The 20593-nt window shown below is 66.2% G+C and carries 17 protein-coding genes; 11 read left to right on the forward strand and 6 right to left on the reverse strand.

Features of this window, described 5'->3' with window-relative positions; all coding sequences use genetic code 11:
* The first annotated feature begins 184 nt into the window (after window positions 1–184).
* From EI171_RS14475 to EI171_RS14485, 3 genes are all read left to right on the forward strand, one after another.
* The gene (locus EI171_RS14475) at window positions 185–1237 is read left to right on the forward strand and encodes a glycosyltransferase family 1 protein (RefSeq protein WP_161533675.1); all 1053 of its coding nucleotides are present in this window, start codon (window positions 185–187) and stop codon (window positions 1235–1237) included.
* Window positions 1238–1270: 33 nt separating this feature from the next.
* On the forward strand, window positions 1271–1960 hold the full coding sequence (locus EI171_RS14480) for a methyltransferase domain-containing protein (RefSeq protein ID WP_011089374.1): 690 nt from the start codon (window positions 1271–1273) through the stop codon (window positions 1958–1960).
* A 264-nt stretch (window positions 1961–2224) separates the two neighbouring features.
* Window positions 2225–2884: a hypothetical protein gene (locus tag EI171_RS14485; protein WP_161533676.1), complete on the forward strand. Its 660-nt coding sequence runs from the start codon at window positions 2225–2227 to the stop codon at window positions 2882–2884.
* A 281-nt stretch (window positions 2885–3165) separates the two neighbouring features.
* Here the strand turns inward: EI171_RS14485 and EI171_RS14490 are convergent, their stop codons facing one another.
* Window positions 3166–4830, reverse strand: coding sequence for an aminotransferase class III-fold pyridoxal phosphate-dependent enzyme (locus EI171_RS14490; protein WP_161533677.1), 1665 nt, complete (start codon window positions 4828–4830; stop codon window positions 3166–3168).
* Window positions 4831–4865: 35 nt separating this feature from the next.
* On the opposite strand from EI171_RS14490, the gene asd reads away from it, so the two are divergent.
* A complete protein-coding gene (gene asd, locus EI171_RS14495) occupies window positions 4866–5732 on the forward strand; it encodes an archaetidylserine decarboxylase (RefSeq protein WP_161533678.1) in 867 nt (288 codons plus the stop codon).
* 67 nt (window positions 5733–5799) lie between these two features.
* Window positions 5800–6363 carry an NUDIX hydrolase gene (locus EI171_RS14500; protein ID WP_161533679.1) on the forward strand — a complete coding sequence of 188 codons (564 nt, stop codon included), beginning with the start codon at window positions 5800–5802 and terminating at the stop codon, window positions 6361–6363.
* 266 nt (window positions 6364–6629) lie between these two features.
* On the opposite strand, the gene EI171_RS14505 is transcribed toward EI171_RS14500, so the two are convergent.
* Both EI171_RS14505 and EI171_RS14510 read right to left on the reverse strand, forming a co-directional pair.
* Window positions 6630–8072 carry a FecR domain-containing protein gene (locus EI171_RS14505; protein WP_161537001.1) on the reverse strand — a complete coding sequence of 481 codons (1443 nt, stop codon included), beginning with the start codon at window positions 8070–8072 and terminating at the stop codon, window positions 6630–6632.
* A 188-nt stretch (window positions 8073–8260) separates the two neighbouring features.
* A complete protein-coding gene (locus EI171_RS14510) occupies window positions 8261–9028 on the reverse strand; it encodes a DUF2147 domain-containing protein (RefSeq protein ID WP_161533680.1) in 768 nt (255 codons plus the stop codon).
* A gap of 196 nt (window positions 9029–9224) precedes the next feature.
* Here EI171_RS14510 and EI171_RS14515 point away from each other — a divergent pair, with 196 nt between their 5' ends.
* Together EI171_RS14515 and EI171_RS14520 are read left to right on the forward strand one after the other, a co-directional pair.
* Entirely contained in the window at window positions 9225–10115 is an 891-nt protein-coding gene (locus EI171_RS14515; protein WP_161533681.1) for a DUF2147 domain-containing protein, read from the forward strand.
* Window positions 10116–10526: 411 nt separating this feature from the next.
* On the forward strand, window positions 10527–11741 hold the full coding sequence (locus EI171_RS14520; protein ID WP_161533682.1) for an extensin family protein: 1215 nt from the start codon (window positions 10527–10529) through the stop codon (window positions 11739–11741).
* A gap of 34 nt (window positions 11742–11775) precedes the next feature.
* Here EI171_RS14520 and EI171_RS14525 read toward each other — a convergent pair whose 3' ends face one another.
* Both EI171_RS14525 and EI171_RS14530 read right to left on the reverse strand, forming a co-directional pair.
* Window positions 11776–12117, reverse strand: a complete 342-nt coding sequence (locus EI171_RS14525; RefSeq protein ID WP_161533683.1) for a DUF6665 family protein — start codon at window positions 12115–12117, stop codon at window positions 11776–11778.
* Window positions 12118–12172: 55 nt separating this feature from the next.
* The gene (locus EI171_RS14530; protein ID WP_028176262.1) at window positions 12173–12808 is read right to left on the reverse strand and encodes a TetR/AcrR family transcriptional regulator; all 636 of its coding nucleotides are present in this window, start codon (window positions 12806–12808) and stop codon (window positions 12173–12175) included.
* A 195-nt stretch (window positions 12809–13003) separates the two neighbouring features.
* Here EI171_RS14530 and EI171_RS14535 point away from each other — a divergent pair, with 195 nt between their 5' ends.
* The 4 genes from EI171_RS14535 to EI171_RS14550 all read left to right on the forward strand — a co-directional run bounded on the left by EI171_RS14535 (window position 13004) and on the right by EI171_RS14550 (window position 19657).
* Complete coding sequence (locus EI171_RS14535) at window positions 13004–14320, forward strand: HlyD family secretion protein (RefSeq protein WP_161533684.1); 1317 nt, start codon at window positions 13004–13006, stop codon at window positions 14318–14320.
* Window positions 14321–14349: 29 nt separating this feature from the next.
* Window positions 14350–15933, forward strand: coding sequence for a DHA2 family efflux MFS transporter permease subunit (locus EI171_RS14540; RefSeq protein ID WP_161533685.1), 1584 nt, complete (start codon window positions 14350–14352; stop codon window positions 15931–15933).
* 447 nt (window positions 15934–16380) lie between these two features.
* Window positions 16381–18180, forward strand: a complete 1800-nt coding sequence (locus EI171_RS14545; protein ID WP_161533686.1) for an ABC transporter ATP-binding protein — start codon at window positions 16381–16383, stop codon at window positions 18178–18180.
* Window positions 18181–18250: 70 nt separating this feature from the next.
* The gene (locus tag EI171_RS14550; RefSeq protein WP_161533687.1) at window positions 18251–19657 is read left to right on the forward strand and encodes an MATE family efflux transporter; all 1407 of its coding nucleotides are present in this window, start codon (window positions 18251–18253) and stop codon (window positions 19655–19657) included.
* Window positions 19658–19689: 32 nt separating this feature from the next.
* On the opposite strand, the gene EI171_RS14555 is transcribed toward EI171_RS14550, so the two are convergent.
* A complete protein-coding gene (locus EI171_RS14555) occupies window positions 19690–20433 on the reverse strand; it encodes a sulfite exporter TauE/SafE family protein (protein ID WP_028176257.1) in 744 nt (247 codons plus the stop codon).
* Between the last annotated feature and the right edge of the window lie 160 nt (window positions 20434–20593).

Here is a 20593-nt window from a genome sequence, read left to right on the forward strand (position 1 = left end):
GACGTTTGCGCGGAAAACCGAAAACGGTTTCATCGCGGCAAGGATTGTTTCATGACAGTTTCGTGGCCGCGTGGGTCCGTTAACGAACAAAACACCGGGCCGACACTTCTGTGATGTCACACGCCTGAAATATCCGTGGTTGATGGTCCAAAGCCGAGAATCATCAAACTCTCGGGATTTCCCCATGCGGGTATTAATCGCGACTGACGCCTGGCATCCGCAGGTTAACGGGGTGGTCCGGACGCTCACCTCGCTGGCGGGCGCCGCCAAGGCGCTCGACGTCGAGATCGACTTCCTCACGCCGGAAGGCTTTCCGTCGTGGCCGCTGCCGACCTATCCGGGCCTGCGTATTGCGCTGCCGAGCGCTAAGGAGATCGCGCGGCGGATCGAGAAGGCCGCACCGGAAGCGCTGCACATCGCGACCGAAGGGCCGATCGGCTGGGCCGCGCGGGCCTATTGCCGCCGCAACCGGCTCGCCTTCACCACCTCCTACACCACGCGCTTTCCGGAATATGTCTCGGTGCGGACCGGCATCCCCGCGAGCGTTGGCTATGCCGTGCTGCGCCACTTCCACGATGCCGCCGCCATGACCATGGTGGCGACGCCCTCGCTGCGGCAGGAGCTGTCCGAGCGCGGCTTCAAGCGGCTCGGCTTCTGGACGCGCGGCGTCAACACCGAGCTGTTCCACCCGGACTCTCCGGCCAAGCTCGCCCTGCCGCGCCCGATCTTCATGACCATGGGCCGGGTGGCGGTGGAGAAGAATCTCGAAGCGTTCCTCGCGCTCGACCTGCCCGGCACCAAGGTCGTCGTCGGCGACGGCCCGCAGAAGGCGGCGCTCGAAAAGAAATATCCGGACGCGGTCTTCCTCGGTGAGAAGAAGGGCGCGGATCTGACCGCGCATCTTGCCGCGGCCGACGTGTTCGTGTTTCCGAGCCTCACCGACACCTTTGGCGTGGTGCAGCTCGAGGCGCTGGCCTGCGGGACGCCGGTTGCGGCGTTCCCGGTGACGGGCCCGAAGGACGTCATCGCCGATCACCCGATCGGCGCGATCGACCATGATCTGCGCACCGCGTGCCTCTGCGCACTCACCATGTCGCGCGAGACCTGCCGCAACTTCGCGCTGGAGCGCTCCTGGGAGAACAGCGCGCGCCAGTTCGTCGGAAACCTCACCTCACTTCAGCCCAGCCGCATCCTGCGCGCCTCGCCAGTCATGGCGCGGCGGCCGGTGCGCGGCTGATCGACCTTTTGACCCCCAGCGAGAACCTCACCGATGGCTAAGATCATGAACCTTGACGGCACCCAGCAGCTCGACCTCACCCGCGGCACGGTCGAGCAGGCCTACGATCGCTGGGCGCCCGTCTACGATCTCGTGTTCGGCGGCGTGTTCGCCAAGGGCCGGCAGGCCGCGATCGCAGCCACCAACAAGATCGGCGGCCGCGTGCTCGAGGTCGGCGTCGGCACCGGCATCTCGCTGCCGCTCTACGCCCCGAACCTGCGCATCTTCGGCACCGACATTTCGGAAGCGATGCTCGACAAGGCGCGCCAGCGCGTCGCCGAAGGCAAGCTGAAGAATGTCGAAGGCCTCGCGGTGATGGATGCCGAGAAGCTCGAATTCCCCGACAATTCCTTCGACGTCGTAATGGCGCAATATGTCGTCACCGCCGTGCCGAACCCGGAGAAGGCGCTGGACGAATTCGCCCGCGTGCTGCGTCCGGGCGGCGAGCTGATCATCCTGACCCGCGTCAGCGCCGATGCCGGCATGCGCCGCTTCATCGAGCAGAAGCTGCAGCCGGTGGTGCGTCCGCTCGGCTTCCGCACCGCCGAGTTCGCCTGGTCACGCTATGCCAAGTGGCTGGCCGGCGCCCCCGGCATCGAGCTCGCCGAGCGCCGCCTGATTCCGCCGCTCGGCCATTTCTCGCTGGTGCGCTTCCGCAAGGTCGACGTCGCCAAGGCCGCGTGACTGCTGCTCCTCATGGTGAGGAGGCGCGCAAGCGCCGTCTCCCGGACGATGCTTCGCATCGCTCGGAGAACCATGAAGGCCCGTGCTGCTGCACCTCGGCCTTCATCCTTCGAGACGCGCGTTCCGCGCTCCTCAGGATGAGGGGCAGAGAGTAACACGTGCGTCATCGCGCCGCTGCACATCGTCACATGACAAAATGATGATGTCACACGGCGTACATCGAATCCCTGTAATCCCGTACCCGAAAGCATTTTGGGGGAGAGCATGATCAAGAATTATCTCGAGCAGCTGCGGATCCAGCGCTGGGACGACCATCGCTACTATCACCATAGCCGCATCAATCAGAGCCTGCACTTCATCAGCGCGCTGAGCTTCCTCTTCGCCTATGTCTGGCTGTTCGTCGATCCCGTGATCTCGGCGCTGGTCGGCTGGCTGGTCTCGATGACCTCGCGCCAGGCCGGTCACTTCTTCTTCGAGCCGCACACTTACGACCACATCAACCAGGCGACGCACGAGTACAAGGAAGAGATCAAGGTCGGCTACAACCTTCAGCGCAAGGTGGTGCTGATGGCGATCTGGGCGGCCTCGCCGCTGGTGTTGCTTGCCGATCCGACGCTGTTCGGCCTGTTCACGCCCTGGGCGAGCGCGACCGATTTCATGCGGCAGGTCGCCAAGATCTGGCTCGTGGTCGGCGGCGGCGGTCTTCTGTTCCGCACCGTGCACCTGTTCTTCATCCGCGACGTCGAGACCGGCCTCGTCTGGATGACCAAGATCCTGACCGACCCCTTCCACGATCTGATGCTCTATCGCAGCGCGCCGCTCGCCCTGATGCGCGGCGAGCTGATGGATCCCGGCCTGCACCTCAACCCCGAGCACACGCTGAGCCTGATCTCCGAGCCCACGCTCGAAGAGCAGCACGCCTGAGCGCGCTGCGTACACACAACGCTCCGATGTCTGATGGTTGCGTCATGCCCGGGCTCGTCCCGGGCATCCACGTCTTGGGGGCCTTTTCGCCTCTCCCCGCGCGCGGGGAGAGGCCGACGCGCGTAGCGCGGCGGGTGAGGGGGGCTCTCCGCGGGGGCGTGGCTAGCCGATCGCTCGCCAACTCTCACCGCGCTCGCGGTGAGTCCCCCTCACCCCAACCCTCTCCCCGCAAGCGGGGAGAGGGGGAGGATAGGGCGGTGTTCGGGGCGCAGCGAAAAGCCTCAGCGACCAAAACGCTTGGCCAGCATCTCTTTCAAAATCTGCCGCTTGATGTTCTTGTTGGTGAGCGCGCCGTCGTGCCACCAGAAGCCGTCGGCCTTCATCTTCTCGGCCGCACGGACGAAGCGTTCGGCCACTTCCGTGAAGTCGGCGTCGGTGTAGTTCAGGCTGAAGATCAGCCGGCCGGTGCCGACCCAGCTCAGCGCCATGCCTTCGGCGCGCAGGTAATATTGCAGCATCCAGTTGTAGCGGGACGGGGTGGTGTATTTCACCGTCCAGATCGACGAGAAGTTTGCGAACCGCACCGGCATGCCGGCGCTCTCCATCATCTGGTTGAGCTTTTCCGCGCGGCCGTTCCAGGTCGCGTCCAGCCCGTCATAGATGGCGCGGAAGTTCGGGCTGGCGAGCCGGCTCAAGAACTCGTCCATCGCCGTCATGACGTAGGGATGCGAGTTGAAGGTGCCGCGGGCGAAGCAGACGTCGGCGGGGCGGTCGTCGCGGAAGCGGCGCATCAGCTCGCGTTTGCCGCAGACCACGCCGACCGGCAGGCCGCCGGCGAGGCTCTTGCCGTAGGTCACCATGTCGGCGCGCACGCCAAAGTATTCCTGGGCGCCGCCGGCGGCGAGGCGGAAGCCGACGAAGACCTCGTCGAAGATCAGCACGATGCCGCGCTCGGTGCAGACCTCGCGCAGCTTCTTGAGCCACGCGGTGTAGGCCGCGCGATCGAAATTGCCGCCGCGGGAGCTGTCGACCAGCGAGGAATCGCCGGGCGCGTTGGCGTTCGGATGCAGGCCCTGCAGCGGATTGACCAGCACGCAGGCGATGTCCTTGCGCGTGCGCAGGACATGCAGCGTCTTCTCCGACATCTCGGCGAGGGTGTAGGTCTCGTGCGCGGGAATCGGATTGCCGACGCCGGGCTGCACATCGCCCCACCAGCCGTGATAGGCCCCCGCAAAGCGGACGAGATGCGTGCGCCTGGTGTGGTAGCGCGCCAGCCGCACCGCCTGCATCACGGCCTCGGTCCCGGACATATGGAAGGAGACCTCGTCGAGGCCCGAGATCTGGCACAGCCGCGCCACGTTCTCGAGGATGACGGGGTGGTAGGGGCCGAGCACGGGACCCAGCGCGTGCGCCCGCTTCTCGGAGCCCTCGATGCACTCCTTGTAGAAATCGTTGCCGAAGATGTTGACGCCGTAGGACCCCGTGAGGTCGTAGGAGGTGTTGCCGTCGACATCGGTGACGGTGACGCCGCTGGACGATTCCATGAAGGTCGAGGTGCCCAGGTGCTCGCGGACGAGGCGCGAGAACTGGAACGGCACGCGGTAGGTCTCGGTGAAGTTCAGGTCGGAGATCTTTTCCGCGGCTTCCTTCGTCATCGCGCGCCCCTTCGGGTAGCGCTCGGCGTAGAGGCTTGCGAGGCGGAAGAAGCCGTCCTTGCGCTGGGCCGCGATGTTCGCGGGTGCGCCGTCGCAGGAGAAATAGTCGTTCTCTCCGAACTCGTAGAACGGGAGCAGCCGCGCCACCCGGCGCGACATCTTGGAGTGCCCGGCGAGCGAGCGGTGCTTGGCGCGGGAGAGTTCGATCCGCGCCTTGAGCTTCGGGAAGGCGGCGGCAGCGGACGCTGCGGCGGCCACGGACATCGAGAGAATCGGGAGTGTCGTTTCCATGACAACAAGCGCTAATACTGCGAGCTGACAGATTCATGACAGTCAAAGCCCTCATCGCCTCTTTCACCCAGCAGGAAGACCTCAACTTCCTGTTGACCAACCGCATCCCCCGCGCCGCGTTGACCCGCTTCATGGGCTGGTTCTCCAAGATCGAGAATCCGTTGGTGCGGGATTTCTCGATCGCGCTGTGGAAGCTGTTCTCCGACCTCGACCTGTCGGAGGCGCGGAAAACGCATTTCAAGAGCCTGCACGACTGCTTCACCCGGGAGCTGAAGCCGGGCCTGCGTCCGTTTGATCCCGACCCATCCATTGTCGCCAGCCCCTCCGACGGCATCGTCGGCGCGCATGGCCGGATCGCGGATACCGAGCTGTTCCAGGTCAAGGGCGCGCCCTATTCGCTGCTCGATCTTTTGGGCGATTCCGCGCTGGTCGACCAGCACCGAAACGGATCCTTCGTCACGCTGCGGCTGACCTCGAGCATGTATCACCGCTTCCATGCGCCCTATGACGCCCATATCGAGCGCGTCACGCTGATCCATGGCGATGTCTGGAACGTCAACCCGATCGCGCTGAAGCGGGTCGAGCGCCTGTTCTGCAAGAACGAGCGCGCCGTGATCCGCACGCATCTGTCCACCGGCGAGGCGGTGACGCTGGTGCCGGTCGCAGCGATTCTCGTCGCGAGCATCCGCCTGCACTTCCTCGACATGGTGCTGAACGCGCAGACGAAGGGCCCGGTCAACTTCCCCTGCGACGTCAACGTGAGCAAGGGCGAGGAGCTCGGCTGGTTCGAGCACGGCTCGACCATCATCATCCTCGCGCCCGGCGATTTTGCGTTTTGCGACGGCATCGCCGAGGGCACCCGCATTCGCGCCGGTCAAGCGCTGCTCAGGAGAAAAAAGTAGCCTTCAATCCGCCGTCCCCGCCGCCTATATGGTCGGCGGGGACGAATAGATCGACACGGATTTGGTGATGGCGCGGGCGCCGGTGATGGCGGCGGGAGGTATTGTGCTGCGGCGTGGCGCGCCGCCGCTGGTCGCGGTCGTGCGCCAGCGCAAGCGCAACGAATGGGTCTTGCCGAAGGGCAAGCTCGACGACGGCGAGACGCCGAAACAGGCCGCGCACCGCGAGGTGCTGGAAGAGACCGGTCACGAGGTCGCCATCCACGAATTCCTGGGCACGCTCGTCTATCAGTCGGGCGGCCGCTCCAAGGTCGTGCATTTCTGGCGCATGGAGGCCGAGGGCGGTCCGGTCCGCAAGCTGATGAACGACATCAAGGCGGTCGACTGGCTGACGCTGGACGATGCGATCGTGCGCCTGTCGCGCGAATACGAGCGCGCCTTCCTGATCCAGATCGGCCCGATCGCGATCGCCGCCGCCGGCCTTGCATCTTCGGCCGCACCCGAGCCGCGGCCGGCGAGCGACGACGTCGACGCAGCCTTGCAGACGCTGACGCCCGCCGAGGCCGCGTCGGTCGACGAGCTGCGCCACGGTCTGTTGCAAAAGGTGAAGGCCTGGCTGCGCGGCGAGGCGTGAGTTGTCGTTTCTTACCTCTCCCCGCCCTTCAGCGGGGAGAGGTCGGATCGCGCAAGCGATCCGGGTGAGGGGCAGGGCACACCGTTGCAAAAATGGAAGTCCATCCGACACGCACGACAATTATCGAGCTGGGTGCTCCGCCGACAATTGAAATCGAGCTCGCGGAAGCAGCCCCTCACCTCAACCCTCTCAGGGCGAGTGAAGCTCGTCGCGCCCCCGTAAGAACGGGGCGAGGGAGCGCACCGGCGATGTGGCGCACTCGATGCCTACCGCCGCTCTTTCTTCTCCTTCGGAGCGGGCGCCGGCTTGCGCGGCGCTGCGGGGCGTTGTGCGGCGGGCGGGCGCTGCTGGAATCCGCCCTGGCGCTGGATGCCGCCGGGCTGCTGGACTGCGGGCGGCTGGCCCGGCTGCAATCCGGTGCGCGGCGCTTGCGGCTGCGGTGTCGTACCCGGCTGCGGCGGCACGGCTCCTCCCGGCTGTGCGGGAGTCTGGCCGGCGCGCGGCGGCTGGGTTTGCGGCGTGCCGCCGGGTTGGACGCTGGGTCCGGTGCGAGGTGCGCCGGCGGGCCGGCCCGCACCTTGCCGCTGACCCTGCTGCTGCTGGCCCGCGCGCGGCGTACCCGGCTGCACCGCGCCGCCTTGTCCTTGTTGTCCTTGGCCCTGCCGCTGCGGCGGCTGAGCGCCTTGCCGGTTTGGCGTGCCCGGCTGCTGCTGACCCGGACGGTTGTTCTGGCCAGGCTGACCATTCGGCCGCTGCGGCTGTTGGCCCGGCGCCGTCGTCGGCCGCAATTGCTGCTGCTGCGGCGGCTGCGCCGGTCGCGGAATGCGGCTGATCGCGGTCGGATTGGCGCGGCGGAAGTCGCGCTGCTCGGTGACGATCTGGCGGCCCGTGGTCTGCGCCAGGTGCACCTGGCTGACGAAGCTGCGGTCGCGCGCGATCTGCTGCGGGGCAATGGTGATCGGCACGGCCGCAAAGCGCATGCCACTTGTGCCGCCGGCGCCCGGCCGGATCGCAAAGCCGCTTGCGGCTTGCGTCAGCGCGCCGAGCCGCGTGCCGCTGGTGCGGTCGTTGACCTCGATGTGCCCGACCCGGCCGTCGGCGTCGGGATAGAGCTTGATGTTGACGTTGCTGGCGCTGCTCGCGGCCGCACCCTCAGGCACGTCGACGACGCCGGTGGTGCCGCGGATGCCGAGCGTCGCGGTCGGCGTCGCGATCTTCATGTCGCCGGTCTTTGCCACCGCCGCCGCAACGAAGGCAACCGTGCCCTTGCCGATGTCGAAGATCGCCGAATTCTGCTTGCCGCCGTCCTCATAGACGTAATTGTCGATGGTGATCCTGGCGCTGGCGGAGAGGTTGAACGTGGTCGCATCGTTGAAGGTGATGCCGAGCGAGGAGTTCGACGAGGTCTGCACGACGTCGTTGAGATAGATGTCGTCGCGCACGCGCAGCGGATAGGAATTCTTGTCGCGGATCACGGTCGCGATCCCCGTGACGGTCGCGACGTTGCCGATCGGCTCGACGGCGGCGGATTGCGCGTCCGCGGCCGGTGTCGGCGAAGCTGCGGGCGTCGGGGAGGGGGCGGGCGCCGGTTGTGCCTGCGGCTGCGCCTGTGCGAGCTCGATTGCATCGGATGCACAAGCCACGCTCGCGCCGGCCAGCGGCAAGGCCAGCAGCGGAAGCGCGAACACGAAGCGGCGCCAGGCCACCATTGAAATCACGAGGGAGTCCCGGTGAGAAACGCGAGGCGAGATCGGCCGATTTCAGCCTGATTGAGCTGAATGGCGGATGAACGTCTGTCGCATGGGAGAGGCGAACGTTCAAACGCCACGTCCCGGTGTCAGGGACGTGGCGCCATCATAAAAACAAGAAGGCATTTCTGCCGCTGATGCCTTCGGCGTCAGCTCACGCGCTTCCAGGTCTGGCCGCCGCAGAACATGCCGCCGAAGGCGCAACCCTGCACGCGCATCGCGTTCGGGCCCTTCATCGCGATGGTCGAGTCGTAGTTGCGGCCGGAGTCCGGGTCGTGGATGCGGCCGCTCCACTTCGAGCCCTCGGGCTTCATGTTGATCAGGATGCGCTCGTTGGTCTTCTCGGCGTAGCCGCACAGATTGGCGCCGCACTGCTCGACGCGGACATTGCCCTTGTTCTCTTCGGTCGCCCAGACGCCGATCGGCGTGTTGGCGGCCGGCGCCGGCGCGGGAGCAACGGCGACCGGCACGGGCGCAGCAACGGGAGCTGCGGCGGGTGCGGGCTGCACCGTGTTGTCGAAGCCGACGGACGGAGCGGCGGCAACCGTCGCGGCGGGAGCTGCGGGGGCGGCAATCGCAGGGGCGGCCGGCGCGGTCGCTTGGACCGGCGCCTGCTGCACGGGCTGCTGCTGCACCGGAGCTGGCACGGGCTGCGCGGCGGTGGTGGCCGGAGCCGGCGTGGTGTCGACGTCATCGTCCTTGGAGCCAAGGCCCTTGAGGTTGATGTTGTTCAGCTTGATCGGCTTGTCCGACAGGCCCGGCGCCACGATGGTCACGCAGTCGAGCGAGGCGCAGTTGCGCGGCGTCTCGATGCGGATGCGCTGGCCTTCGATCTGGAACGAGATCGAATTGCCGGCATGCGCGGCCGCGGTCGACGCGAGGAAGAGTGCGGTGGCGGCGATGGTGAGCTTGTTCATGACAACCTCCGAAAAAGCGTGGTCCCGATATGGACTGAAGTCGCTGGTGGATGAAACGTGGTTCGACCCTACGCCCGGCCCGTCCCGCCTTCCGTGATGGACGTCACAAGGAGCCGTGGCGCCCGGGTGAGCCAGCGCACATTCAGCCGCATTTCATCCCGCGTAACCTCGTCGCGACAGAGAGAGGGAGGCGCCGATGACGCGGCTTGCGACTTCGCTTGGCATATTGATCGCGCTGCTGGCGGTTGCGCCTTCAGCCCGGGCCGGTTCCTACTCATTCTCGATCGGCGGCCACCGGTTCCATGTCGAGGCGCCCAGGAATCGCCGATCCGCTTCCTGCGTCTCGATTTCCTCCAATCGCAGCTTTCGGCCGGCGGAGGACGTCGCCACGACGCCCGCTCCGCCTGTCCCACCGCGGGTCGTCCAGGCGCCGCAGCCGGTTTATCCGGCAACCCGGGCCCGGCCGCCACAGGCGATTGCGGTCGCGCCGCTACCTGCGCCGCCGCCCGTGCTCGCCGCGACGACGTCGCAGCCCGTTGTGCTGCCGCCGGCGCCAAGATCCGAGGCACCAAGGATCGAGGCCCTCAGCTCCAATCCGCCACGGGTCGAGCTGTCGCGCGTCGATCCGCCAAAGCCGATCGCGCTCGATCCGCCGCGCATGGAGCCGCCGGTCGTCGCGCCGAAGCTCGAGATCAAGCCGACTACCACGATCGCACAGCGCAGTGACGACGAGTCGCCCGGCATGCCACTCGGGCAGTGGGAAAGCGACGGCGCCAAGGGCACGGTCCGCATCGAACGCTGCGGCTCAGCGCTATGCGGCTATGCGTTGACCGAGGCGTCGAGCAGGGGCGAGAGCGTGCTCGTCAACATGAAGCAGAAATCACACGACGTCTGGACCGGCAGCATCTACAGCCGCTCCACCGGCAACACCTATTATGCGAGGATGACGCTGAAGAGTCCCGGCAAGCTCTACGTCGAGGCCTGCGCACTCGGCCGCTTCTGGTGCTCCGGCAACGACTGGACGCGCATTGAGGAGCCGCAGGAGCAGTTGGCCACGACATCGCGGCAGTGGGGTGCGCGGTCGTAGCAATGCACTCGGCTTACGCTCGCCCTCCCGGGGAAGGTAAGCGGTCTCCGGTGTGGTTGATCGATGGCCGCTAGATCATGCCGAGCACGATGGCGCCGACGAAGGCCATGGCGAGGTACGCGGTGATCACGCTCAGTCTCCCGGCGAACGTCATGCCGTTGCTCCCAAGAATACTGGCTCCCAAGAATCCTGGCTCCCAAGAATCCTGCGCTGGAGGATGCTCCGCTGCAGCAGGCTCCCGCCGCTCGCGCGCCCAACCAACATGATTAACAGAAAGTCACGTTGTGAAAAAGTCAGCCTTGCTGTCGCTCATCCCCAGGAGCCGGCGCACGGCCGGGGGCCGGCATGGTTAAGGAAGGCTGAAATCAACACGTTGAAGAGTCTTTAAGTAAATTCACCGAACGTGCGTGCATGACGCGCGGAGTTCGTTTGTATCTCGTCGGCTCCATCGTCCTTGTTTCGCTAGCGGGTTGCGGACGCGGCTTCTTCCAGGCCGAACGTGAACCGTGGCGGGCCGAGGCGGAAGCCGCATGCCTGAAATCCGGCGCGGTGAAAGAGAGTGCGGACATCGTCCGCATCGAACCGATCTCCGGGCCCGGCAGCTGTGGCGCGGAGTTTCCGCTCAAGGTCGCCGCCATCGGCGAAGCCTCGAGCAGCTACGGGTTTGCCGACGAGGAGCTGCGCCCGCCGGGCAATGTCGGCAGCCAGCCGCGCTGGCCGGTGACGCAGCCGCGATCGAATGTTCCGCAGAACCAGGCATATCCGGCATCCTCCTATCCGCAGCGGTCGAACTATCCCGAGAGCGCGGTGCGCCAGCCGTCCGGCTATGGCGCCTCGGCCGGGCCGATGTCGCTGAACGCGCCCGGCGTGGCGCCGCAGGAAGACGAGATCGACCTGCCGCCCGAGGGCACCGATGCCGCGGGCGCGGCGCGCTACATGAATGCGCCGAGCTATCCGGCGCGGCAGCCCGGTCCCGCACCTTATTCGCAGGCGCCCGCGCAGCAGCCGCTGCCGCGGCTCGGTCCCGCGCAGGGCAATCCCGTCACCGCCGTCGGCCCCGTCGCGGTGAAGCCGACCGCGACGCTGGCCTGTCCGATCGTGTCCGAGCTCGACCGCTGGCTCGCCGACACCGTGCAGCCGTCGGCGATGCGCTGGTTCGGCGCCCGCGTCGTCGAGCTCAAGCAGATCTCGGCCTATTCCTGCCGCGGCATGAACGGCAATCCGCACGCCCACATTTCCGAGCATGCCTTCGGCAACGCGCTCGACATCGCCGCCTTCGTGCTCGCCGACGGCCGCCGCGTCACGGTGAAGGACGGTTGGCGCGGCATGCCGGAAGAGCAGGGCTTTCTGCGCGACGTGCAGTCAGGGGCGTGCGCGCATTTCACCACGGTGCTCGCGCCGGGCTCGAACGTCTATCACTACGATCACATCCACGTCGATCTGATGCGCCGGGCCAGCCGCCGGCTGATCTGCCAGCCGGCCGCCGTCTCCGGCGAAGAGGTCGCCGGGCGCGCGCAGCAGCGCAACCCTTACGCCGGCAGGCGCGATCCCTATGTCACCGGCTCGCTCGGAGCGCGCAAGGCAACGACGCGCAAGCAGGAAGAAGACGAGTACGCCGACGATTAGGCGCGTTCGCCAGTAGCTCTACGCAGTCAGAAAGTCATTTCGCGCCGGGCTTCGACGGTGCGGGGACCACCCCCATGCACAGCTGCACCTCGCCGGGGACGTTGTAGGTGCGCATGATATGGCGGCTGTCGCGCAAGCCGGACGCCTCACGTTGCACCACGAGCATCCAGAGCGCCTGGCCGGCTTCCATCACCAGCCTGCGCCTCGCCGCCTGCATCGAGGCCGGCGTCCCCGAGGCTGCGTGGGCGGCGTCGAACTCGCGCAAGCGCGCAAGGCTCTGCTCGAGTGTGCGGCCCATCCGTCCAAGCGCTGAGGCCTGTTCCTGGACGATCTCATAATGGAGGATATCGACAGGCGGGCGAAGATCACGGGACATGGCCGCAAATATAATGCCGCGAGACCGGCATGCGCAACGCGTGGCGTGCTTGCCGTTACTTCGCCCGGTACGCCGCCAGGAACATCCGCGTCGCGCTGTCGACCACCTCGGTCATGCGCTCTTCCGACGGCGCGGGCGCGGCCTGGAAGACGAACGGCAGGAAGAGCGAGGCCTTGCACAGTTCCATGAACTGCGAGGCGGCAAGGTCGCAATCGTCGATCGTGAGATCGCCGGCGGCGGCGCGGGCTTTGAGATAATCGGAGAGGCGGTTGATGGTCTTGTCCAGCACCCGCGCGTAGTAGCGGCGGCCGACATCGGGCATGCGCTCGGCGATCGCCATCACGGTGCGGATCGCCGATCCGCCGCCCGGCCGGCAGAGCAGATGGATGTAGGCCCGGCCGAACTCATTCAGCGTGGTCTCGGCATCGCGGGCGGGATCGAAATTGAACACGACCTGGCCGTGCTGTAGCGCCTCCTGCTCGAGGATGGCTTCGAACAGCGCGCATTTGTCGGCGAAGTAGACATAGAGCGTGCCCTTGGAGACCTGCGCCGCGCGCGCGATCTCGCCCATGCTGGCGCCGTCGAAGCCGAGATCCATGAACACCTTGCGGGCCCCGTCCAGGATCTGGCGGCGCTTGGAGCTGTCCTCCTCCTGGATGACGTGCAGATGTTCGCTGGCAGCTACAACCATTGGTTCAGGGTCTCGGAAGGTTTCTAGACGAGGTGCCGAACTATGAAACGCAAGTAAAGGATTCGGGCCAGTAAGGTCCGACGCTGGATATTATGTATATTGACCGAACGGTTCGGTCAATGATATTTGGGATAAGCGAGGGGAACACGCCGCAGGCGGCCGTCCTTCATCGCGCTTTTTTTTGAGGAGGCCTTTATGGCCGTATCGAGAGACCAGGCTGCGCGCGTCCTTCGCCAGGAAACGGTGGAGACGAATTCGGCGAACGGTGAACCTGTGACCGAGACGTCCGCCGTTCTCGCCGAGCAGTTGCGCTCCCATGTGGCCGAGGAAGCGAAGCGCCGCAGCGAGGCGCCGGGGAAGCCCGTGACCGACAAGCCGGCCACACCCGGGTCAGACGCGCCCGCTGCCAGCGGCACGCCGAAATCCGGCAAGCGCAAATTCGTCCTGATGGGCGTCGGTCTCGTGCTGGCGCTCGCGGCAGCCGGCTATGCCGGCTATTACACGCTGGTCGGCCGCTTCTACATCGCCACCGACGACGCCTATGTCCGCGCCAACAACACCATGCTCGGCGCGCGCGTTGCCGGCCACATTTCCTCGATCCTTGCTGGCGACAACACGACGGTGCGCGCCGGCGACGTCATCTTCCGCATCGACGACGGCGACTACAAGATCGCGGTCGATGCCGCCGCGACCAGGATCGCGACCCAGCAGGCCACCATCGATCGCATCGGTCGCCAGATCGCGGCGCTCGAGAGCCAGGTTGCCCAGGCCAAGGCGCAGCTCGTCTCGGCCGAAGCGGGCCTCAAGCGCGCCGACCTCGATTATGAGCGCCAGCAGGCGCTGAGCAGCAAGGGCTTTGCCTCGCGCGCCACCTTCGAGAGCTCGGAAGCCGGACGCGACCAGGGCGCCGCCGCGGTCAAGGCCGCGCAGGCCGCCTATGACGTCGCCGTCAGCAACGTCGACGTCACCAAGGCGCAGCAGGCCGAAGCCCAGGCCCAGCTTGCCGAGCTCAAGACCTCGCTCGCCAAGGCCGAGCGCGATCTCGCCTTCACCGCGGTGCGCGCGCCGGTTGGCGGCACGTTCTCGAATCGCCTTGTCAGCGCCGGCGACTTCGTCGCGGTCGGCCAGCGGCTCGGCAACGTCGTGCCGCTCGACGACGTCTATATCGACGCCAACTTCAAGGAAACGCAGCTCAAGCGCATCCGCCCCGGCCAGCCGGTGACGATCAAGGTCGATGCCTATGGCATGCGCAAGTTCTCCGGCGTCGTCGACAGCATCGCGGCGGGCGCGGGCTCGGTGTTCACGCTGCTGCCGCCGGACAACGCCACCGGCAATTTCACCAAGATCGTGCAGCGCGTGCCGGTCCGCATCCGCGTGCCGAAGTCGGTGGCGAAGCAGAACCTGCTCCGCGCCGGCATGTCGGTCTACGCGACCGTCGACACCAACAAGGGCGCGGCCGACGCCGACAGCGAGGTCGATCTCGACGATCCCACCATGATCCATCCGCAGTAAGAGCACCTTAAACGCTGCGAGGTCGGACCATGGCCAATGCCACGACTGCTTCACCTGAGATGATGGCGGCCCCCGCTTCGGAGCGCATCGCGCCGAAGCGGCTGTTCGCCTTCATCATCATGGTGTTCGGGATGTTCATGTCGATCCTGGACATCCAGATCGTCTCGGCGTCCCTCAGTGAAATCCAGGCCGGCCTGTCGGCGAGCTCGAGCGAAGTCTCCTGGGTCCAGACCGCCTATCTGATCGCCGAAGTCATCGCGATCCCGCTGTCGGGTTTCCTGTCGCGCGCCTTCGGCACGCGGCTCTTGTTCGCGATCTCGGCCGCGGGCTTCACCGCTTCGAGCCTGCTCTGCGGCTTCGCCACCACCATCGAGGAGATGATCCTCTGGCGCGCGCTCCAGGGCTTCCTCGGCGCCGGCATGATCCCGACCGTGTTCGCCTCGGCCTACACCGTGTTCCCGCGCTCGAAATTCCACATCGTCGGTCCCATCATCGGGCTGGTCGCGACCCTGGCTCCCACGATCGGGCCGACCGTCGGCGGCTACATCACCGACCTGATGTCGTGGAACTGGCTGTTCTTCATCAACGTCGTGCCCGGCATCGCCATTACCTTGGGCGTGCTGGCGCTGGTCGATTTCGACGAGCCGCATTTCGAATTGCTCGACCGCTTCGACTGGTGGGGCCTGCTGTTCATGGCCGGCTTCCTCGGCACGCTGGAATACGTGCTGGAGGAAGGCCCGCAATATGAATGGCTGCAGGACACGACAGTGGCGATCTGCGCCTGGATCTGCGCCACCTCGGCGATCGCGTTCTTCTGGCGCGTCTTCACGGCGGCCGAGCCGATCGTCAATCTGCGCACCTTCTCCAACCGCAACTTTGCGGTCGGCTGCGTGCTCCAATTCTGCATCGGCATCGGCCTCTACGGCCTGACCTACATCTATCCGCGCTATCTCGCCGAGGTGCGCGGCTACAGCGCGCTGATGATCGGCGAGACCATGTTCGTGTCGGGCATCACCATGTTCCTGGTCGCGCCGCTGGTCGGTCGTCTCATGGTGAAGATCGACATGCGCTACATGATCGCCTTCGGCCTCGTCGTGTTCGCGATCGGCTCCTACCAGATGACCTGGATCACCCGCGACTACGATTTCTACGAGTTGCTGGTGCCGCAGATCCTGCGCGGCGTCGGCATGATGTTCGCAATGGTGCCGACCAACAACATCGCGCTCGGCACGCTGGCCCCTGACAGGGTGAAGAACGCCTCGGGCCTGTTCAACCTGATGCGCAATCTCGGCGGCGCGGTCGGGCTTGCCGTCATCAACACCGTGCTCAACAACCGTACCGACCTGCACATCACGCGCCTCCAGGAGCGCGTGACCTGGGGCAACGCGACCGCGACCGAAACCCTGACCATGTTCATGCAGAAGTTCCAGGGGCTCGGCGATTCCGCGCTGATGGCGATGAGGCAGCTCTCGCAGCTGGTGCACCGCCAGGCCGTGGTGATGAGCTTCGGCGATGCCTTCTTCATGCTGACGCTGTTCTATCTCGGCCTCAGCCTGTTGGTCACGCTGCTGAACAAGCCGGCCTCGATGACCGGCGGCGGCGACGCGCACTGACGCCACGCACGCTGTCGTCGCCCGGGACGGTAGTGGTTGAGCCGAGAGGCTGCGGCGTACTGGATGCCCCGCCTTCGCGGGGCATGACAGTGGAAGATGAGATCGACGGCAGCTGCGAACCAAATTGCAACACTCGTTCGTGATCTCGCGCGGGCCCCGTTGCAAACCGCGAACGGCACATCTATAAAGCGCACCTCATTCAATCGAACCGGGAGGGATTTGCATGATTTCGTCGCATTCGCAGATCGTTCGCCCGCGTTCGTTGTTCTGGTTCGGTATGTCGGCGGCCTGTTAGAGGCCTCTTCCGCCAGATTCGATCGGGTCACGAGTCCCGATCGCCCCACTTCCCCAAGTCAAAATCACCTGTGAGTGACGCCGTCTGCCCTTCGTGGCCGACTTGCGTCCGTTGATGGAGCCGGCCCGCACCAAAAGCGGCTGGATGATGTCATGACCTCTCTCTCAAAAAGGCCCGCGGCGATACGCGTGGTGTTGCCCTTCGTGTTCCGGCACTGGCTGAACCAGCCCGGTCGCGGCCTGATCGTGGCCGGTGGCCTGCTGGGCGCGACCGTCGCCGACCTGTTCATGCCGGTCTTCTCCGGACATCTGGTCGATGCGCTGACACGCGGTTCGTCCGATCCTGACGCGCGCCACGCGGCGCTGGTTGCGTTCGGCGCCATCGTGGCGCTCGGTGCGGCCTCCGTGGTGCTGAGGTTGATCGGTCTCCAGGCGATCGTCCCGTTCACGCTCAAGATCATGTCGGATGTCGCCCAGGGCGCCTTCACGCGCGTGCAGCGCTTCTCGACCGACTGGCACGCCAACTCCTTTGCCGGCTCCACGGTGCGCAAGATCACCCGCGGCATGTGGGCGCTCGACCTGCTCAACGACACCATCCTGATGGCGTTGGCGCCGTCTCTGCTGGTGTTGATCGGCTCCATGGTCCTGATCGGCCTGCACTGGGCCTCGCTCGGCGCGGTGATCGCGGTGGGAGCGCTCTTCTACGTCGCCATCACCGTGCTGTTTTCGACGCGCTACATCGCGCCGGCCGCGCGAATCTCCAACGCCTGGGACACCAAGGTCGGCGGCACGCTGGCGGACGCGCTGACCTGCAACGCCGTGGTGAAATCCTTCGGCGCCGAGCTGCGCGAGGATATGCGGCTCGCCCGCGTCATCAACCGCTGGCGCGTTCGGGTGCGGCGGACCTGGTTTCGCTACAACTACACGGCCATGGCGCAGCTCTCGCTGCTGCTGGCCTTGCGTGCGTCCGTGATCGGCGGCTCGGTGCTGCTGTGGATGAGCGGGCATGCCTCGCCCGGCGACGTCACCTATGTGCTGACGAGCTACTACGTCATCCACGCATATCTGCGCGACGTCGGCATGCACATCAACAACCTGCAGCGCTCGGTCAACGACATGGACGAACTGGTGGCGATCCATGACGAGCCGATCGGGATTGTCGATGCGCCGGACGCGCGGCCGATCGCGATCGAGGGCGGAGAGATCGCGTTCGACCACGTCACGTTCCACTATGGCGGCCACCGCGCGCCGCTGTACGACGGCCTGTCGGTCACGATCCGCGCCGGCGAGCGGGTTGGCCTGGTCGGCCGCTCCGGCTCCGGCAAGACCACCTTCGTCAAGCTGGTGCAGCGGCTCTACGACGTCAGCGATGGCCGTGTGCTGATCGACGGGCAGGATATCGCGCTCGCTACGCAGCAATCGCTGCGCAGCCAGATCGCGATCGTGCAGCAGGACCCGATCCTGTTTCACCGCTCGCTCGCCGAGAACATCGCCTATGGCCGGCCCGGCGCCAGCCTGGAGGCGATCGAGCAGGCGGCGCGGCTGGCCAATGCGCACGACTTCATCCTGCGTCTGCCCAAGGGCTACGGCACGCTCGTCGGCGAGCGCGGCGTGAAGCTGTCGGGCGGCGAGCGGCAGCGCGTGGCGCTGGCGCGCGCCTTCCTGGCGGACGCGCCGGTGCTGATCCTGGACGAGGCGACGTCGAGCCTCGATTCGGAATCCGAAGCGCTGATCCAGCAGGCGATGGAGCGTCTGATGAAGGGGCGCACCTCGATCGTGATCGCGCACCGGCTATCGACGGTGCGCAGCCTCGATCGGATCCTGGTGTTCGACCGCGGCGAGATCGTCGAGCAGGGCACCCACGCCGTGCTCGCAGGCAAGCCCGGCGGCATCTATCGCGGTCTGTTCGAGCGCCAGGTGGTGGAGCTCGGGCACCTCGCAGCAGCGGAATGAGAGGCGCGCGGCGGCGGGACGAAAGTCCCGCCGTCACGCCGCCCACGGAATGCGCCAAGGATGGAATGAGATGAAAGACCTGACGAACGGCTCCATCGTGCGACACATCCTGGCCATGGCGCCCCCGATCATGGTCGGCATGGTCACGATCATGATCTGCCAGCTGGTCGATCTGTACTTCGTGTCGGGACTGGGCGATGCCGCCGTTGCGGGCGTCGCCGCGGCCGGCAATGCCGGCTTTCTCATCAACGCGCTGATGCAGGTGCTCGGCGTCGGCACGGTGGCGCTGATCGCGCATGCCGTGGGCCGCAAGGATCGGCCGGATGCCAATCTGATCTTCAACCAGGCGATCGCGCTGTCGGTGCTGTTCGGTGTGCTGACCCTGGTCATGGGCGCGGCGCTTTCGCGCCCCTACATGCGTGCGATCGCCGCGGACCAAGCCACGATCGAGGCGGGGACCACCTATCTGTTGTGGTTCATGCCGGCGCTCGCTCTGGAATTCGCGATGCAAGTGCTGGCATCTGCGCTGCGGGCGACCGGCATCGTGCGCCCCGCGATGCTGGTGCGGGTGCTCGCTGTCGCCATCAACATCGCACTCGCGCCGGTGCTGATCTCGGGCTGGGGCACCGGCCATGCGCTTGGTGTCGCCGGAGCGGGCTTGGCGAGCTCGATCGCGGTGGCCATCGGCGTCGTGATTCTGCTGGCGCATTTCCGCAAGGCCGAGCGCTACGTCGCCTTCAACCCGGTGCAGTGGCGTCCGCAGCCGCATCACTTGAAGCGCATCCTCAATGTCGGCCTGCCGGCCGGCGGCGAGTTTGCGATGATGTTCATCTTCATGGCGGTGGTTTACTACGTGCTGGGCGATTTCGGCCCGTCGGCGCAGGCGGGATTCGGCATCGGGCAGCGCGTGCTGGCCCTGATCCAGATGCCGGCGCTTGCCGTTGCGCTGGCCGCGGGGCCGATCGCCGGCCAGAACGTCGGCGCTGCCAACGGGGCGCGCGTGCGGGAGACTTTCGTCAAGTCGGCGTTGATCACGTCCGCCGTGATGATCGGCTTCATGATCCTGGCGCAAACGAAGCCGGAGCTGCTGCTCGCCGGATTCTCGAACGACCGGGAGACGATGGCGATCGCCTATCTGTTCCTGCGGATCATCTCGCTCAACATGGTGGCGCAGGGCCTGATCTTCACCTGCTCGAGCATGTTCCAGGGCCTCGGCAACACCAAGCCGGTACTGCTGAGTTCGGCGACGCGCGTGTTCACCTATTCGCTGCCGGCGATCTGGCTCTCGACGCGTCCGGGCTTCCGCATGGAGTACGTCTGGTACCTGTCGATCGAGGCGACCACGCTCCAGGCGGGCTTAAGCCTGTGGCTGCTGCGCCGCGAGTTCGACAAACGCCTGGCGCCGCTCCGGCAGGACGAGGCTTCGAAGCAGGTCGAGCCCGAGCCCGTCACGCCTCCTGCGCGCGTCCCTGCGTAGCGACGGCTTGTGACCTGCCGACGCAAGGAAGGCTAATGCGCACCAAGGCTGTTCCAGACGAGGCCGAGCCCCGACAGGAACAGCAGGCCGAGCACGACATCGCCAAAGTGCTTGTCGCTCAGCGCGTGATAGACGCGTGCGCCGGCCCATGCGCCGATCAACGTGCCGGGAAACGCGACCAGCGCGAGCCAGACCACCTTGAAGGCGACGAGGCCAGACGCCGTCTGCAACACCAGCGCGGTGGCGAGCACGGTGAAATTGAAGAGCTGGAAGATGCCGCGCCGCTCGTGCTTGTTCCAGCCGCGGATGTTGGCCCACAGGATCGGCAGCGGCCCGGACAGTCCGGCAAGGCCGCCCAGAATGCCGCCGGCAAAGCCGATCGCACCGTCGGCGATGCGGCCGCCGAACGTGATGGCGAGCGGCCTCTTGTTCAGATACAGCGCGCTCGAGAAGATCAGCAGCAGCACGCCGATGCTCAGCTTGAACACCTTTGGATCTGCCGAGGCGACCATCATGGTCCCCAGCGGCACCCCGATCAGCCCGCCGATCAGGAACGGCCAGACCAGCGAGAGGTCAAAACTCTTCCACATCGACGGCAGCGTCGAGGTCTGGGCGATCACCGAGCAGATCAGCACCAGGGGCACCGCGAGCGAGGGCGGCAGCACGTAGAGCCAGATGCCGAGCGCCATCAGCGCCGTGCCGAACCCGGCCAGGCCCGAGACGAAGCCGCCGGCCAATGCGCCGAGCGGCAATAGCGCGTAACCGTAGGTTTCCAACGGATTGTCCTTGTCGCCACCGGCGATCCCGAACTGTTGATCGCCACCGCCCGCATAGCACGGCTGCTGCCGTGCAGGTCAATCCATGCTGCACGCAGGCGTGATCTGCGGCGTCGGGCTTTTGGGAAAGACATGCCTACATGATGGTCGTACTTCAATC

Source organism: Bradyrhizobium sp. LCT2 (assembly GCF_009931255.1).
GTDB lineage: Bacteria > Pseudomonadota > Alphaproteobacteria > Rhizobiales > Xanthobacteraceae > Bradyrhizobium > Bradyrhizobium diazoefficiens.